This window comes from Asticcacaulis sp. AC402 (assembly GCF_000495835.1).
Classification (GTDB): Bacteria; Pseudomonadota; Alphaproteobacteria; order Caulobacterales; family Caulobacteraceae; genus Asticcacaulis.
Genome location: NZ_AWGC01000012.1, coordinates 158,830 through 174,457 on the forward strand (window position 1 = coordinate 158,830; position 15,628 = coordinate 174,457).

Here is a 15,628-nt window from a genome sequence, read left to right on the forward strand (position 1 = left end):
ACTCATCCCTCGCTAGATGTTGCGCATCCCGCCTGCGGCACGTGGCGACGACAGCCATCTGCGCCATAAGGGTTTCAGGCCCTCCAGGCAGAGCAAGGTGATGACTCCGGCACCCAGGCACAGCACCAGGCCGTATCCGTTCAGCGGGCCAAAGCGGAAGAGGTCACGCGCCCACGGCCACAGCAAGATCACGGCCAGCATGACCACGACGCCTGACAGTACATAGCCCATTGCCGTATTTCGCCCCTTCAACGCCGTCAACAACGAGGCGCTGTAAGAGCGGTTGACGAAGATCAGCGCGACGATGCTCAGGATCAGCGACACGAACGCCAGGGCGCGAACTTCGTTCTCGACCACGCCGAGGCGCAGGCTCACGATAAAAATCGCCGCCACCAGCGACAGCGCCAATGCCCCCTGCAAGACGCTCCAGGCAATTAGTTCCTTTGAAAACAAGGGCGCCTGCGGGGCTCGGGGCGGACGGTTCATGACGTCGTCCTCCTCGCTTTCGGCTTCGAAGACCAGCGAACAGACCGGATCGATCACCATCTCCAGGAAGGCGATATGCATCGGGCCGAACAGAATCGGCAGACCAAAGACCAGTGGCAGGAGTGCAAGGCCGGCAATCGGAACGTGGACAGCGAAGATAAAGGCGATGGCCTTGCGCAGATTGTCATAGATGCGCCGGCCCAGCCGCACGGCCTTGACGATAGAGCCAAAATCGTCGTCCAGCAGCACGATGGAGGCGGCCTCGCGGGCCACGTCTGTGCCGCGACCACCCATCGCGATGCCAATATGAGCTGCCTTGATCGACGGCGCGTCATTGACGCCGTCGCCGGTCATGGCGACGATCTCGCCATTCACCTTCAGGGCTTGAACCAGGCGCAGCTTCTGCTCCGGCTGGATGCGGGCGAAGACGCTCACGCGTGTAAGCATCTCCGCCAGAGCGGCGTCGTCCATGGCGGCAAGGGCGTCGCCGCTGACCACCTCGTCGCTGGCAGCTCCGTCAAAAAGCCCAGCCTGGCGCGCGATGGATTGGGCTGTGACGGGATAGTCGCCGGTAATCATGATGACGCGGATACCCGCCCTGCGACATTCCTTTATGGCCTCCGGGACGCTGGCACGCAACGGATCCGCCAGGCCGACCAGGCCCAGATATTCGAACGCGAAATCGCGCTGGCTGGCGGGAAACCCTGCCCCGTCATGGTGCGCCCTGGCAATACCAAGGACACGCAGGCCCTGCCCGGCCATAGCTGCTACCGATAGTTTTACCGCCGCGACTTCGTCAGCGCCAAGCCGGCACAGTTCAGCTATGGCCTCCGGCGCACCCTTGGCCGCCACGATCATCGCCAGGCCGGCGTCGTCTGGCTGCCAGACCTGGGACATGACGAGAAAGTCGGGCCGCAAGCCATAGGATTTGACGAGTTTCCCGGAGACGATTCGTGACGCACCCGGCTTCGGCGCGAAGGCGTGAAACGCCTTTTCCATCGGGTCGTAAGGCTCGGCCTCACTGGCCAACCGGCCAAACTCGGCCAGGTCCAGAAAGTCCGTCACGAGGGGTGCATCGGCGCGCGCCACCTGGCCATTGCTGAGCCGCAACTCGGCCAGAGACATCTTGTTTTCAGTCAGAGTCCCGGTCTTGTCCGTGCACAGGACGGTCGCTGACCCCAGAATTTCTATAGCGGAGGCCTTTCGCGTCAGGACCCGGGCCTGCGAAATCCGCCACGCCCCCATGGCCTTAAAAACCGTCAGGACAACAGGGAACTCTGCCGGCAGCATTGACATGCCCAAGGCAATGCCAGCGAGAACTGCCTGGAGCCAGCCTTCGCGGAAAAGTCCATAGAGGATGACAACAATCGCGCAGACCACGCCGCCGACGCTGGCAAACATCAAGACCAGCTTGCGTGTTTCGGTCTGAAGTCTCGAAACTTCTGGCTTAAGGCTTTTGAGCGAATGACCGATCCGGCCGATCCTGCTGTGGACGCCTGTGGCCACGACTTCTGCCAAGCCGGTGCCGCGAATGATCAAGGCGCCGGAGAAGACCTGTCCCCTGTCATCCTTCGCCTTGGCTTTGTGCACAGGAAGCGACTCGCCGGTCAGAAGAGATTCATCGACCTGGAGGTCATGGGTGGTCAAAAGCAGGGCGTCGGCAGGCACCCGGTCACCTTCGGCCAGCACGATAACGTCATCGCGCACGACCTCACGGCCTGCGATTCGGCCGCGTTGGCCATCGCGAATAACCAGAGCCCGCGGACTGGTCAGGTCACGCAGGGCCTCGAGCACCTTCTCGGTGCGCGCCTCCTGAATTACGGTGATTAGCACCGATATGATGGCAAAGCACAACAGGACCAAGGCATCCTTAAGGTCACCGATCACCAGATAGATGCCGCCGCCGGCCAGAAGCAAAACCAGCATCGGTTCACGCAGCACCTCGAGCACAATCCGCAGAGGCGTGCGCTTTTCGGCAGCGGGCAATTCGTTGAAACCCTCAGAACGCAAGCGCGCCTGCGCTTCAGCCGTCGTCAGCCCACCGGAGATGCTCTCACCCTTCACTTAGTTCCCAATCCGTCATGGCCGCTCGTGGATAATGTCGCTCTCTTGCGCCGGATGCCCGGCGGCTGCCATGCGCTGGATCAATCCGTTGGCGACCCGGCCTGATCCGGGCCTCATGGCGAGGACTCAGGGATGCCGCGGCCGCGCTTAAAGCTAAGCGCCAGATACATCATCGCTACGGGAAAGGTGATCAGCCAAAGGGCGCCGGCCCGGATCAGGCCGGGCCAAACCAGTTGACCAAGCAGAACCGGCGCCAGAGCTCCGTTGGCGGCGAGCCAAAGCCGGACGGGGCGTTGCGGGCCTTTGGCTACAAAAACCAACGCTGCGAAGAGCGTTGATAAGCTCATCAAGGTGTAGCCCAGAAGGTCAAGCCCCGTCATAAACTGGTGCTGGCCGCAACAGGCGAGGTAGGCGACGCTGGGACCGACCCCTTGCAGGTCGCGCGGTATGACCACGCCGAGCTGGGTGATATAGACGATGCTGACAAGCACACCATACATGATGGCCAGGGCCACGGCAGACAGGCTATAAACGCGTTTGTGCGATGGCGTGTTTTCGTGAACCGCGGCCATGGTTAGCACAAAAGCAGGCGCTAGAGCGGGATGAGTTTTGATGGAATCAAAACCCCGCTCTAAGTTTTTGTTTTGTCGCGCAATTTTTCCGAAAAATGGTGCCCACTTTATCGGATTGCGCTTTAGCACCAATGACGGCGCAAATATCAGAATGCGATCCCACGGGTCGGGCAGCACGTGTAACACCTGAAGGATCTGCAGGATACCATAGGCAACACTCGCCGCGAAGGCAGAAAAGGCGGCCCAAAAGCCAAAACGGCTGGTCATCGCAGGTCACCTTAACCAACCACAAAAATCGGGCCGATATCAGGTAGGCGTTATTTTGTAAGGATCCTACACGAGTTGTTGCTGTCTCAATGCGTCTACAGGGCCGGCACTTCGACGATGCCGCTGTATCGTTGGCACATGAGTGGAGCACAAGCCGACAAAGTGGCGTCCACTTTATCGGATTGTGCTCTACCAAACTTTCGGCCGGCCGAGCCAAGGTGATCAGAATCGGTAGTTTACCGATCCAGCCTAAAGGACGCCGTCCTTTAGCAACTGCGCCGCGTGATTAGCGGCGCGTGCCGTCAGCGCCATATAGGTCAGGGATGGGTTCTGCACTGCTGAACTGGCCATGCAACTGCCGTCAGTAATAAACAGATTTGGGACGTCGTGGGACTGACACCATCCGTTGAGTACCGAAGTCCTTGGATCGCGCCCCATCCGCGCCGTGCCCATCTCGTGGATCTTGTTGCCGGGTGAGGTCAGCGACTCCATCGTGACGCCCCTGTCTTCGGTAGAATGGATGTTTACGCAACCGGCAGCGGTCAGCATGTCAAAGGCATCCTTCGATGCCGCCTGCATCAGTTTCAGTTCGTTGTCACCCAGGCGGCAGTCGATAACGGCAACGGGCATGCCCCATTTGTCCGTCTTGGTCTCGTGCAGGCGGATGTGGTTGCGATAATTGGGCAGCATGTCGCCGAAGGCCGAAATCCCGATATTCCAACTCCCGGGCGTGCGGTTAGCCTGCTTGAAATCCGCGCCGAGGCCCGGCCGGTTACCTGTCCAGCCGCGACGCCCGGAGGACCCCTGGAAACCATAACCGCGCAGGAACGGTTTGTCGTGTTCGGTGATGTTGGCGTAGTTGGCGACATAGATGCCGCCGGGACGCCGGCCAGCATAGTAATAGGCGTCGAACTCCGGCATGTCTCCGCTGGCGCCCGCGCCACCGAAATGGTCCATCAGATTACGGCCCAGTTGCCCGGAACTGTTGGCCAGGCCGCCCGGAAAGGCCTGAGACCGCGAATTCAGCATGATCAGGGTCGACGCGACGGTCGAGGCATTCAGGAAGATCAAACGGGCGCTGTAGGTCTTGGTCTCACGCGTATTGGCGTCCATCACCCGCACACCGGACGCGCGCTTCGTTGCCGGATCGTAATCGATCGCCTGCACGATGGCGTAGCTGACCAGGGTCATGTTGCCGGTGCGCCGCGCCGCCGGCAGGGTGGCTGATACCGACGAGAAATAGGCCCCGTAAGAACAACCACGGTGGCAGTGATTGCGCACCTGGCACGGACCGCGCCCCAGGTCCATCTGTTCCTGGGTCGGCGCCGTCAGATGGGCGACGCGCGCAGCGATCACGCGGCGCGACGGGAAGGTCTTGTTGACTCGCTCGGCGAACGCCTTTTCCGGCAGGGTCAGCTCGAAGGCCGGTTGGAAGACGCCGTCGGGCAGGCTTGCGATTCCGTCGCGGTCACCTGAAATGCCAGCGAAGCGCTCGACATGGTCGTACCACGGCGCCAGGTCGTCGTAGCGGATCGGCCAGTCGACGCCGTGCCCGTCCTTCTTGTTGGACTCGAAGTCCTGCGGGCCAAAGCGATAGGACTGCCGCGACCACATCAGGGACTTGCCGCCGCTGTGATAGCCGCGCACCCACTCAAACGGGGCGTCCTGCGGCGTCTCATAGGGCTGCTCGTCCTCCTTGACCCAGAACTGCTTGGTGGTTTCGTGCAGGGCGTAGCCGACGGACTTCGACTGCATGGGATAGTGGGTCTTGAGTTCGTCTTCCGCGATACGGTCGAGATTGGGCAACTCCCACGGCGACAGCATGTCGGAATAGTCTTTCTCAACACTCAGTTCGCGACCGCGTTCCAGGACCAGCACCTTGAGGCCCTTTTCGCACAGTTCCTTGGCAGCCCAGCCGCCGCTCATCCCCGAACCTATGACAATGGCATCGAATTCGTTGTTCATCACGCTCACCTGTAATTGTCTTTGTTATTGCCGCAACGCCCCAGGATCCATAGGGCCCGAACCTTAGGAGGCCCGAACCTTAGGAGGCCCCAACCTTAAAAGGCCCCAACTTTACAACGCCCATGTCCGGCCAATTTCGCCGATTGGCGCCGAAGCGATCCATCGTCCGGGGACCGGTTCGTACTGAAGCTCCTGAGTTGCGCCGGGCTCAGACAGGTAATAGACCGTGGCGATCAGCGATTTGACGGCGCGATACTCCCAATGGGTATTCTGGCTGAAGGCGGCGGCGTCGAGTTCGCTCAGCGCCTCGAGTTTCAGCCCTCCGGAACGGACCAACTGCGCCTTGATCGCCGCCAGTTGGGCGCGATGCCCGGCCTGCGTCTTTGCCGAGGCCCAGGTCTGGTGGAGATGGTCCATGGCTGCGGGAACGCCGGCATCGACAGCGCCCGGCGTGTCGGTACGCGGGACGATGGCATCCGCCAGAAAAGTGACCAGCGCCCGTTCATCCGGGGTGTAAAACCCGGGCCCATGGGGTTCTGCCGCCAGTGCTGGATTTGCCTGAGCCTTGTCGAAGGCTGACAGGGCCGCAGCCCCGCCAAGGCTGAAAATCAGTCCTTGCAGGACCTGCCGACGCGTATCCATGTTTCACTCCCGTCAGGTCGCACCGACCCGCTAACCTTTTTATTGTCCTACCATACTGACATGTTTCGAGTGAAGCTCAAGGCCAAGGATCAAGAACAAGCGCGCGAGTTTCATCATGCCCTCCCCGCCCTAACCTCCTGCGACGCTGCCTTGATCGCCGCCCGGATGCGCATATAGGTGCCGCAGCGACAGATGTTACCGTTCATCGCCAGGTCGATGTCGTTGTCCGAAGGGCGTGGAATTTCCTGAAGAAGGGCAACCGCACTCATGATCTGGCCCGATTGGCAGTAGCCGCACTGCGGCACGTCGCCGGCCACCCAGGCCGCCAGTATGGCTCTGGCCTCAGGGCCGGAAACGGCTTCGATGGTGGTGATTTTGCGGTCGCCGGCATCCGCGACCGCCAGGGTGCACGACCGCAGCGGCTGGCCATCGATATGGACCGTGCAGGCGCCGCACTGACCAACGCCACAGCCGAACTTGGTGCCGGTCAGGTGAAGGCTATCGCGCAACACCCACAACAAAGGCGTGTCGGCGTCAGCCTCGACGGTGTGAACAACGCCATTGACGGTAAGAGTGAAGCTCATGACACCACCTCTGCATCGATAAACGGCAGGCTGCGGGTCGCCCTACCCGTCAGAGCCAGGATGGCATTGGCTACTGCCGGAGCGATCACCGGCGTTCCCGGTTCGCCCATCCCTGAGGGCTTGTTGGTCGATGGCAGGATATGGGTTTCGACGATGGGCATTTCGTTGATCCTGAGGATGGGATAGCTATCGAAATTGGTGTTGGAGACCTGGCCGTCGCGCAGCAGAATCTGGCTGTAAAGTGCGGCACTCAACCCGAACGCCGTACCGCCTTCCATCTGGGCCGCAATCTGGTCGGGCGCCACGGCAAGCCCGCAATCGACGGCGCCGACGACGCGGCGGACCACGGGCCGGCCGTCGACAAGCCTGACCTCGGCAACCTGCGCCACCACCGTCCCAAAGCTTTCGCCGACAGCCAGGCCCCGCGCCCAGCCGGCCTCGAGCGGCTTGCCCCAGCCGGCTTTTTGGCAAGCCAGATCAAGCACGGCCAGTCGCCGGCTGTCGCCCATGCGGCGGTAGATTTCGCGGCGGTAGTCGGCCGGGTCCCTGCCTGCGCGTCGCGCCAGTTGATCGATGACATGCTCGGTCACCATGATGGTCTGGGTGGCGCCGACCGAACGCCAGAAGCTGACCGGCACAGGAAACCTGGGCGAATAAACCTGAATGTCGACGTCCGTCGCCATGGCAACGTATGGCACCTTGCCCAGCCCCTCAACCGCCGCGGTGTTCTTGCCAACAGGCATCAGGGCCTGCGCCACACCGATATGCCGCCATGCCTGTGGATAGCCGTCGGCATCGGTCTTTACCGACACCTGGTAGTGCGACAACGGTCGGTAGCAGCCTGCCGACATGTCATCTTCGCGCGTCCACACCAGCTTGACCGGGCGGTTGCCGCCAATCTTTTTGGCGATGTGGACGCATTCGACCGTGTAGTCGGAAGTAAGGCTGCCGCGCCGCCCAAAGGACCCGCCGGCCGACAGCGTCTCGATCTCGACCATGCCCGGCAGTGTTCCCACGGCAATGGCCGTGTTGACCTGGTCCACGGTCTGGATTTGCGAGGCGAAGGTCAGCTTGACCCTGGTTCCGTCGACCTGTGCGACGCAATTCATCGGTTCCATAGCGGCATGGGCCAGGTAGGGCAGATCAAAGCTGGTTTCAAAAACCTCGCCGGAAAAGGCCTTGTCCGGCTTTCCGCTTTTGTGAATCGTTTCAGGTTTCAGCTTGCCCTTACCGGTCGCGATCTCGCGATACCAGGCCAGCAGTTCGCCTGTCGACCGCTTTTCCGCCTTGTCGGTATTCCAGGTAACTTTGAGAGCGTCGCGACCCTTTTTGGCGGCGTAGGTATGGCTGGCCACCACGGCGATGCCACTGGGAATTTCGAACACATCGACGACGCCGGCCACCAGCCTGGCGGCGGCACCGTCAAAACTTTCGACCCTGGCGCCGAACTGCGGCGGATGGGCGACCATGGCGGTCAGCATATCCGGCAGCAAGACGTCCTGGGTGTAGCGCTCCTGACCGGTCGACTTGGCGAGACTGTCCTTGCGGCGAACGCGATCGGTGCCGATCAGGGTGAACTGGTCGGGCGACTTCAACTGTGGCGATTGCGGCGGCGCGATCTTGGCCGCGGCGTCCAGAAGTTGGGCAAACGGTGCGGTCCGACCGGAGCCCGGATGTGACACCACGCCATTCTTCACCTTGATTTCACTGGCGGCGACCTGCCACGTGCCGGCGGCCGCCGCCACCATCATGGCCCGGGCCGCAGCACCGGCGCGCCGGAACTGATCCCAGGCATTGGCTGTCGCCGTCGATCCGCCCGTCGCCTGCATACCCATGCTAAGGTTCTTGTACACGGCTGTATTGGCCGGCGCCGCCTCGACGCGCACCTTGTCCCAGTCGGCGTCCAGTTCTTCGGCGACCATGGCGGCCAGGGCGACGTGCGCCCCCTGGCCCATCTCCTGGTGCTTGTTGACGACCGTGACCCAGCCGTCGGGCGTGATCCTGACAAAGGGGCCAAAGGCGCTAAGGTCGGGCTTTTCCGCGCCGATGCTGATGATATTGGTCAGGTTGGCAGCGGCGACCCCGACAACCAGCGCCGTGCCGCCCCCTATGCCCCCAGCCACCAGAAGGCCGCGGCGGGTGATCAGGGAGCGGCGGGGTTTCCCTGCGATATCGTCCATATCAGGCTCCGTCCAAGGCTCACAATAAGACTGAAACCAGGAAAGTTCCCAAGTCGCGCTTTAATTCTAACACATCCTGACGCTGGAAATCCATTACTGTCGGTCACGCTTCAATAAACCATGAAGGGTATGCCGACGAGGTCCTTGCGGACCTTTGCAGGCGCACGCACCCACGGATCGTGAGAAATCCCGTCGATTTGATAGGTTTTCGCAAACATAAGGAAGGCGTATTTGGTAGATTTTTGGCAGCCCTGCAGGATGACTTTCCGATCCGCCACTCAGGCAGGGTCATAGACTCCGGATGCATCTCATGAGCCTTGAAACCCTTATCATCTGGCTCGTGGTGGGCGCGGTCGCAGGCTGGACCGCTGGCGCTATTGTCAAGGGGGGCGGATTCGGCCTGATCGGCGATATCGTCGTGGGCATTATTGGCGCCTTCGTCGGTGGCTGGTTGGCCGGCGCCCTGGGAATACATATCGGCAACGGAATACTGGCCGCGATCGTCACCGCGACCGCCGGCGCCGTCGTCCTGCTGTTGGTCGTCCGGCTGGTCCGGAGGGGTTGACCGATCGCCTTATACCAACCCGCGAAAATCTTGACTCGTCGTGGGTTGGTATTACGCCGCAGCGCGGTGCCCGGCAGCGCACGACGAGCGTAAAGACCCATTTCTTACACTCCCAATCATTTTTGAATGATGAGGCGACCCATGATCGGACGACGCGAAGTGCTTTTGGCCGGTGGGGCCGTTGCAATTGCCGGGGCAGGGGCGACCTGGATGGCCACCCGCAGGATGGGGTCGATGGCCGACTACAACGCCGCAGTCGCAGCCAGCCGTGCAGGGCTTACCCAGATGCCGCAAATGCGTGACTTCATCCGCTATGCCACGCTGGCCGCGAACAGCCACAACACGCAGCCCTGGCGTTTCCGAATCTCGGATCGTGGCCTGGCGATCGAGCCTGATGCCGTACGCCAAATCCCCGTCGTGGATCCGGACAACCACCATCTCTATGTCAGCCTGGGCTGCGCCGCCGAGAACCTGGCCATCGCCTGCGCCGAACGCGGAAAGTCAGGCCAGCTCGGCTTCGACCCGGCGCATAAGGGCGCCGTGACCTTTACGTTCGGCGGTGGCGAACCCGCCCGGCCCGATTTGTTCGATGCCATCACCAAACGGCAGTCGACGCGCGGCGACTATGATGGCCGAACCGTCAGCGCAAGGGATGTGACGGCGCTCGAGAAAGCGGCTGCGGTGCCGGGGGTCGACGTGGTCATCCTCACGCAGCGCGCGCAAATGCGCCGGGTGCGCGATCTGATCGTCGCTGGCAACAGCGCGCAGTTGGCGGACCCGGCCTTCCTGGCAGAGCTCAAGGCGTGGCTGCGTTTCAGTCCGAGGCGGGCGATGCAGACAGGCGATGGCCTGTTCAGTGCCTGCAGCGGCAGTCCCGTTCTGCCGGAAGGGTTGGGGCCGAACCTGTTTGACCAGACGTTCAAGGCCAAGGCCGAGAACGAAAAATACGCGCGTCAGATCGCCTCTTCCGCCGGCCTCGTGGTGTTTGTTGCGCACAAGGACGACCGTGAGCATTGGGTTCTGGCGGGCCGGGCCTGTCAACGCTTCGCCCTGCAGGCAACCGCGCTTGGGCTCAAACATGCCTTTGTTAACCAACCGGTCGAGGTGGCGCATCTTCGCCCGGACCTGGCGGCCCTGGTGGGTTTGCCGGAACGACGCCCCGATATTGTGATGCGTTTCGGCTACGGCGACGCTCTGCCCTATTCGGCGCGCCGGCCAGTCGACGCCGTATTGACGTAAACGCCATTCATCTCGGCAGCGAGGGATGTTCCCGACAGCCAGGCGGCCTCGACCCGCGGTCCGATGAGCCAGTCGCCACAGACACCGAGTCCCAGGCCGGCGTCCCAAATGCAGGCCTGGCCAAGGCTACCGGAACGAGCATAGAGCCAGCTATGGGCCTGAACAAACGCCGGCGTGGGCACGGGCACACGGCACGTTTCGGCGAACAGCCGCAACACGTCAGCGCAGACCTCTGCCGGGTCGGCGCCACGGTGAGCGCGTGACCAGACGGGTGAGGCCTGAATGACCCAGGCTTCCGGTCCGCTGCGGCCCGGTTTGGCGCTGTTGCGCGCTGCCCAGATGATGTCGCCGGCACCGCGATAGGTGTCGAGCGAAAACGCCAGCGGCGACTCCCAGACCGCCATGACCGTCCAGCAAGGCTCCGATCGGGTGGCCTGAATCCGTTCGAAAAGGGCCGGATCTACGAGGCATTGATCTGACACTCCGTCAATGTCGGCAAGCAATCCGGCGGCCTGTTCCGCAGGGGCTGCGATAACGACCTGGGCGTAGGGCCCGGAATCGACGCCCTCGCCGTTCAGTCGCCAGCCTGACGGGTCGCGTCTCAGCCCCGACACATGGGCCTGAAACGTCACGTCCAGTGCCGTACAGAGGGTCGCAACCGGGCGGTTCATGGCGGGGGTGCCGACCCAGGCCCCGGCACCGGCTGCCGGCCACGGTGCCACAATGCCGCGCGCGTGCCAGGCCGCGACCTGGGCACGGAATCCACTGTTTCGGGCGGTGAAATACTGCGCACCATGGTCGAACCGCACGATATCCTCCCCGACGGTTACGCTCCGGGCCGACATACGACCGCCGGGCCCGCGTCCTTTGTCGAACAGGCTGACCGATCGGCCAACGGCTTGCAGCGCAGTGGCACACGCCGCACCCGCCATGCCGGCGCCAATGACGGCGATGCGAGCGGTGGCGAATTCCACGTCAGACGCCAGACGTCCGGGTCTTCAGCCACATGCTGATCAGCAAGACGGCAATGGCGACGACCTGGGTTTTCACCCGCCACGCCATCATGCGGTTCAACAGCGCGCCGGCCTCCTTGCCGTTGCGCGCGAAGGCGAACATGCCGATCACAAATGTCGCCACGACCGCGAGCAAGGACACGGCGATCAAAACCGTCAGCAGAATATCCATAAAAGACCCGCCTTCAAACTGCGCAAATTGCTGCGGCCCTGCGGTGGCAAAAGCCGTCTTGTCCGAGATGGACACCCGCATTACGTCCCGTTGCGCCAAGGCGATCACGATAATGTCCGCAAAGTCCCGTGACAGGTTGACGCAGTCGAGCTAGCGCTTTGCCTGGCAGCCAATGGCACCGGTAGCGATCAGTTCCAGCAGCAGCGACATGGCGCTTTCGCCGGAACCGGCCTCGGGGTCAAACTTGGGACGGTTGGAATAGCGCAGCAGCAGGCCAGGGTTGACCGCGTCGACATTGACCTGCCCCATCGACCAGCCGGCAAAACTGCGCTCCTTGATCTCCTCGTAAACCAGGAGCGTAACGTTGCGGTGCCGCGTATCGCGCATCAGCCGCCCCAACAGTTCCGAGACCTCCGCCCGCCCGCCCTCAAGCACCTGGGCGAACACCTCACTGGTATGGCACAACAGACCTGTGATGCCGCGCGGCGGATTGTTGACGCGCGATTGCTCCAATATGCCGGCCAGGAGCGCGGGGCTCATGGGCTCGGCGACGTGACTTGTGTAAAGGCAGCGGACGAGCATGAAAGCCTCAGCGGTTAAGGTTGATAAGCGACAGGAATTCCCGGCGCAGGGCCGGGTCCTTGAGAAACGAGCCCCGCATGACGCTGTTGATCATCTTGGAGGATGTGTCCTTGACCCCACGCCAGTGCATGCAAAAATGGTCGGCCTCCATGACGATCGCCAGGCCGTCGGGCTTGACCTGATCCATGAAGCGTTCTGCCAGAAGGGTAACAGCCTCTTCCTGGATTTGCGGGCGTGACATGATCCATTCGGCGATCCGGGCATATTTCGACAGGCCAATCAGATTAGAGTGGCCGTTGGGCATGACCCCGATCCACAACCGGCCCATGATCGGGCAAAAATGGTGGCTGCAGGCGCTGCGAACAGTGATCGGGCCGATGATCAGCAGCTCATTCAGACTGGAAATATTGGGGAACTCGGTGACATCGGGCGCCGGGCGATAGCGGCCGGCAAAGACTTCCTGGATGTACATCTTGGCCACACGGCGGGCTGTGTCGCGGGTATTGTGGTCGTTGTTGATGTCGATGACCAGGCTTTCCAGTACGGCAGCAAATTTCTCCGCGACTTCGCTTTCCAGAGCTTCAGCGTCGCCAGGCTCCAGAAACGCCGAAATATTGTCGTTGGCCAGAAAGCGCGCCCGCGAATCTTGAAGGCGTTTGCGGATTCGCACAGATACGGGGTCGTCTTCGGTATCCGGAGCCGGCGTCAATGCGTCAGGCATGTTTGAGGTCTTTCGCAAGAGCGCAATCCGACAAAGTGTGCAGCACCCGCACGGGCGCTCCCGTTTTCGGTCAAATTGCGCGACAAAACAAAATTTAGCACAGATTCAGCCTGACGGCAGGACGCAGGTCGTTTTCAGCCTTATACGCTGCTGCTTAGGGTCTGGATGGCCAGGATACGCGACATAAATCTGTTCGAAACCGGCTTCGAACGCTTTGTCACCCCTGGCTTGATACCTTACCCGTTCAAGGTGCGACACCCATCTCCTTTAGCAGACGCTGGGCCCCGTCGACCTTGTCCATGGTCCACAGCATGTAGCGGCTGTCGGCATGGATAGTGCGGTTGACAGAGGCCTCGTACGACCAGTCGGAAATGACGCCATCCAGAGTGCCGTCAAAGGCCAGGCCGACAAATTCGCCCTTGGCGTTCAGCGTCGACGAACCAGAATTGCCATTGGTAATGTCCACCGTCGACAGGTAGTTGATCGGCAAGGTGCCCAGTTCCGGCGCGGCATAGCTGCCCCAGTCGCCGGCCTTGAGCTGGGCGATGAAATTGGCCGGTGCATTGAAGTCACCCTTGCCGGTCTGCTTGGCCAGAAGGCCCGCAGCCGTCGTGAACGGCGTCCAGATCTGCCCGTCCTTCTCGCGGCCCTTGATGTGGCCATAGGTGAAGCGCAGGGAACCGTTGGCGTCGGGATAGAGGGTGCGGCCCTGGCTGGCCTCATACGCAATCTGGCCGGCGACATAGACGGAGCGCGCCGCCTGGGTGCGGCCGGTACGGTCCTTGGCCTTCTGTTCGCGGGCGATGTCGGCCGGGTACATGGCCACGGCCAGTTGAATGAACGGATCGGTCGAGGCTTCGAACTCGGCCGGCGTCTTGTCCAGCCAGGCCAGGCGCGTGGCAGTGTCGGCCAGGCGCGTTTCGGCGTAGAGGCGCTCGATACCGATGGCGTCGAGTTTGGTCAGGAAGGCGGGGTCCTGTCCGGCCGACGAGGCCTGTTTGTATTCCACCAGGGCGGCTTCGAACAGGGCGCGATCGACGCGCGGCACATAGCGGCGTTCAATCGAGGTCAGGCGTTCGGTGAGTTGGCGGCGGTCGCGGTCCTGGTAGCCGCTTTCGCGGGCGGCGTCGGGCTTTTCGCGTTCCTTAGAGAAGCGGTAGGCCAGGCGTGCCGCCGTCAGCAGTTGCCCGCGGCTGATCGTGCCGGTGCGCATGGTATCCAGTTGCGCCGCCTGGTCTTCGGCGACCAGACTGTCGAGGTTGGTGATGGCGGCGCCATAGGCGGCTGTGCGCGCCGCGTCGGCCTTGACCCAAGCACGGTAGGCGGCTTCCTGGCGCTCCTTGCGGCCATTCAGGTCGATGGCGTCGGCGCCGGCGATTTCGCCCAGGGTCTTTTTCTTGTAGTTATCGGCGCCCTTGATGATCGAGGCATATTTGATCGTGGCGTCGGGGTCACCGGCCGTCACCTTGGCGATCAGGTCGGAATAGTCCGACAGCAGTTTCTGTTGCAGCGGCGAGGATTTTTCGAAGCTGAAACGGGCTTCGGCGGCGGTAACCAGACGGGTCGTCACGCCGGGGAAGCCGGCGACCATGACGAAGTCGCCATTCTTTACGCCGTCCCTGGCGATTTTCAGGTGGGCCTTGGGCTTATAGGGCACGTTCTCAGGCGCGAAGGCGGCGGACGAGCCATCCGGCGCAACATAGGCGCGGTAGAAGCCCCAGTCACCGGTATGGCGCGGCCACATCCAGTTGTCGGTCTCGCCGCCGAAATTGCCGACGCCACCCGCCGGGGCATAGACCAGACGGACGTCCTTGATTTCCAGTTGCTGCTGAAGATAGTAGCTGGCGCCGCCGAAATAGGCGCGCACGTCGCAGCGGCGGTTGGCCTGGGCCTCGCACTCGGCGATCAGCGCCTTGCGGTTGGTGTCCAGGGCCAAAAAGCGCGCCTGGCCGGACAGAGCGGGGGTGAGGCCCTGGTTCATCCGGGCGGTGACGTCGCGCAGATCCTCGATGACAAAGATCCGGGTGCCCGGCGCCGCCGGCAGTTCGTCCTTCAAGGTCTTGGCCAGGAAGCCGTTGGTGAGGTAGTCGGCCGCCGGGGTCGAATTGTACTGGATCGAACCGTAGACGCAGTGGTGATTGCTGGCGACCAGGCCTTCCGGCGACAGAAAGGCTGCCGAACAGCCACCCAGCGAGACGATCGCATTCAGCGGCGCGGCCGTGAAATCGCCCAGCTTGGTCGGGTCCATTTTCAGGCCAGCCTCGGTCAGTTGTTTGGCAATGCCAGCGGTTTGGTTCGGCAGCCACATGCCTTCATCGGCTTGAGCCAGGGGGGCGAAACCCGCCATTGCAAAGGTTAGTGCTGTCGTTGCCAAAAGGGAGAAACGCATGAAATGCCTCCTGTCACAAAAACCGTTATTTTGTAACGCATGGCATATCGTTTCTATTATGACAATCTGAAAATGCCTGCCGGCGAGGTCCATGCTCGGGCAAGGCCGGGTGAAGAGCCGCCGGGCGGGCGAGGTGGACGAATGAATAGAAGCTCTTTTTTCCGCGTTCTCGGCCTGGCGCTCGACC

The 15,628-nt window shown here is 62.1% G+C and carries 13 protein-coding genes; 2 read left to right on the forward strand and 11 right to left on the reverse strand.

From position 1 onward, the window contains the following. Positions 1–12: 12 nt before the first annotated feature. From ABAC402_RS27120 to ABAC402_RS27140, 6 genes are all read right to left on the reverse strand, one after another. Positions 13–2,550 carry a cation-translocating P-type ATPase gene (locus ABAC402_RS27120; protein WP_023448848.1) on the reverse strand — a complete coding sequence of 846 codons (2,538 nt, stop codon included), beginning with the start codon at positions 2,548–2,550 and terminating at the stop codon, positions 13–15. 113 nt (positions 2,551–2,663) lie between these two features. Further along, on the reverse strand, positions 2,664–3,389 hold the full coding sequence (locus ABAC402_RS0119935) for a hypothetical protein (protein ID WP_023448849.1): 726 nt from the start codon (positions 3,387–3,389) through the stop codon (positions 2,664–2,666). 249 nt (positions 3,390–3,638) lie between these two features. Beyond that, positions 3,639–5,354 (reverse strand): GMC oxidoreductase, encoded by a 1,716-nt coding sequence (locus tag ABAC402_RS27125; protein WP_023448850.1) that lies wholly within the window; start codon positions 5,352–5,354, stop codon positions 3,639–3,641. A 111-nt stretch (positions 5,355–5,465) separates the two neighbouring features. Then, positions 5,466–5,996: a gluconate 2-dehydrogenase subunit 3 family protein gene (locus ABAC402_RS27130; protein ID WP_023448851.1), complete on the reverse strand. Its 531-nt coding sequence runs from the start codon at positions 5,994–5,996 to the stop codon at positions 5,466–5,468. 113 nt (positions 5,997–6,109) lie between these two features. After that, the gene (locus tag ABAC402_RS27135; protein WP_023448852.1) at positions 6,110–6,580 is read right to left on the reverse strand and encodes a (2Fe-2S)-binding protein; all 471 of its coding nucleotides are present in this window, start codon (positions 6,578–6,580) and stop codon (positions 6,110–6,112) included. Further along, positions 6,577–8,760 carry a xanthine dehydrogenase family protein molybdopterin-binding subunit gene (locus tag ABAC402_RS27140; RefSeq protein ID WP_023448853.1) on the reverse strand — a complete coding sequence of 728 codons (2,184 nt, stop codon included), beginning with the start codon at positions 8,758–8,760 and terminating at the stop codon, positions 6,577–6,579. Before ABAC402_RS27140 ends, ABAC402_RS27135 begins: the two co-directional genes overlap by 4 nt. 310 nt (positions 8,761–9,070) lie before the next feature. Here ABAC402_RS27140 and ABAC402_RS27145 point away from each other — a divergent pair, with 310 nt between their 5' ends. Both ABAC402_RS27145 and ABAC402_RS27150 read left to right on the forward strand, forming a co-directional pair. Beyond that, entirely contained in the window at positions 9,071–9,325 is a 255-nt protein-coding gene (locus ABAC402_RS27145) for a GlsB/YeaQ/YmgE family stress response membrane protein (RefSeq protein WP_031235347.1), read from the forward strand. 141 nt (positions 9,326–9,466) lie between these two features. After that, complete coding sequence (locus ABAC402_RS27150; protein WP_235079922.1) at positions 9,467–10,564, forward strand: nitroreductase family protein; 1,098 nt, start codon at positions 9,467–9,469, stop codon at positions 10,562–10,564. Here the strand turns inward: ABAC402_RS27150 and ABAC402_RS27155 are convergent. From ABAC402_RS27155 to ABAC402_RS27170, 5 genes are all read right to left on the reverse strand, one after another. Continuing rightward, complete coding sequence (locus tag ABAC402_RS27155; RefSeq protein WP_023448857.1) at positions 10,525–11,538, reverse strand: NAD(P)/FAD-dependent oxidoreductase; 1,014 nt, start codon at positions 11,536–11,538, stop codon at positions 10,525–10,527. The two genes, ABAC402_RS27150 and ABAC402_RS27155, sit on opposite strands and share 40 nt — an antisense overlap. Before the next feature lies 1 nt (position 11,539). Then, entirely contained in the window at positions 11,540–11,830 is a 291-nt protein-coding gene (locus tag ABAC402_RS0119945; protein ID WP_023448858.1) for a twin transmembrane helix small protein, read from the reverse strand. Between the two features lie 69 nt (positions 11,831–11,899). Beyond that, complete coding sequence (locus tag ABAC402_RS27160; RefSeq protein ID WP_031235351.1) at positions 11,900–12,331, reverse strand: BLUF domain-containing protein; 432 nt, start codon at positions 12,329–12,331, stop codon at positions 11,900–11,902. A 7-nt stretch (positions 12,332–12,338) separates the two neighbouring features. Continuing rightward, entirely contained in the window at positions 12,339–13,052 is a 714-nt protein-coding gene (gene folE / locus ABAC402_RS27165) for a GTP cyclohydrolase I (RefSeq protein ID WP_023448860.1), read from the reverse strand. Between the two features lie 244 nt (positions 13,053–13,296). Next, positions 13,297–15,441, reverse strand: a complete 2,145-nt coding sequence (locus tag ABAC402_RS27170; protein WP_031235352.1) for a S46 family peptidase — start codon at positions 15,439–15,441, stop codon at positions 13,297–13,299. Positions 15,442–15,628 lie beyond the last annotated feature (187 nt).

Excerpts from the sequence above, each read along its gene's own strand:
- ABAC402_RS0119945 (WP_023448858.1), bottom strand. The coding sequence starts at position 11,830 with ATGCGGGTGTCCATCTCGGACAAGACGGCTTTTGCCACCGCAGGGCCG.
- ABAC402_RS27135 (WP_023448852.1), bottom strand. The coding sequence starts at position 6,580 with ATGAGCTTCACTCTTACCGTCAATGGCGTTGTTCACACCGTCGAGGCT.
- ABAC402_RS27150 (WP_235079922.1), top strand. The coding sequence starts at position 9,467 with ATGATCGGACGACGCGAAGTGCTTTTGGCCGGTGGGGCCGTTGCAATT.
- ABAC402_RS27130 (WP_023448851.1), bottom strand. The coding sequence starts at position 5,996 with ATGGATACGCGTCGGCAGGTCCTGCAAGGACTGATTTTCAGCCTTGGC.
- folE (WP_023448860.1), bottom strand. The coding sequence starts at position 13,052 with ATGCCTGACGCATTGACGCCGGCTCCGGATACCGAAGACGACCCCGTA.
- ABAC402_RS27145 (WP_031235347.1), top strand. The coding sequence starts at position 9,071 with ATGAGCCTTGAAACCCTTATCATCTGGCTCGTGGTGGGCGCGGTCGCA.
- ABAC402_RS27140 (WP_023448853.1), bottom strand. The coding sequence starts at position 8,760 with ATGGACGATATCGCAGGGAAACCCCGCCGCTCCCTGATCACCCGCCGC.
- ABAC402_RS27160 (WP_031235351.1), bottom strand. The coding sequence starts at position 12,331 with ATGCTCGTCCGCTGCCTTTACACAAGTCACGTCGCCGAGCCCATGAGC.
- ABAC402_RS27125 (WP_023448850.1), bottom strand. The coding sequence starts at position 5,354 with ATGAACAACGAATTCGATGCCATTGTCATAGGTTCGGGGATGAGCGGC.
- ABAC402_RS27170 (WP_031235352.1), bottom strand. The coding sequence starts at position 15,441 with ATGCGTTTCTCCCTTTTGGCAACGACAGCACTAACCTTTGCAATGGCG.
- ABAC402_RS0119935 (WP_023448849.1), bottom strand. The coding sequence starts at position 3,389 with ATGACCAGCCGTTTTGGCTTTTGGGCCGCCTTTTCTGCCTTCGCGGCG.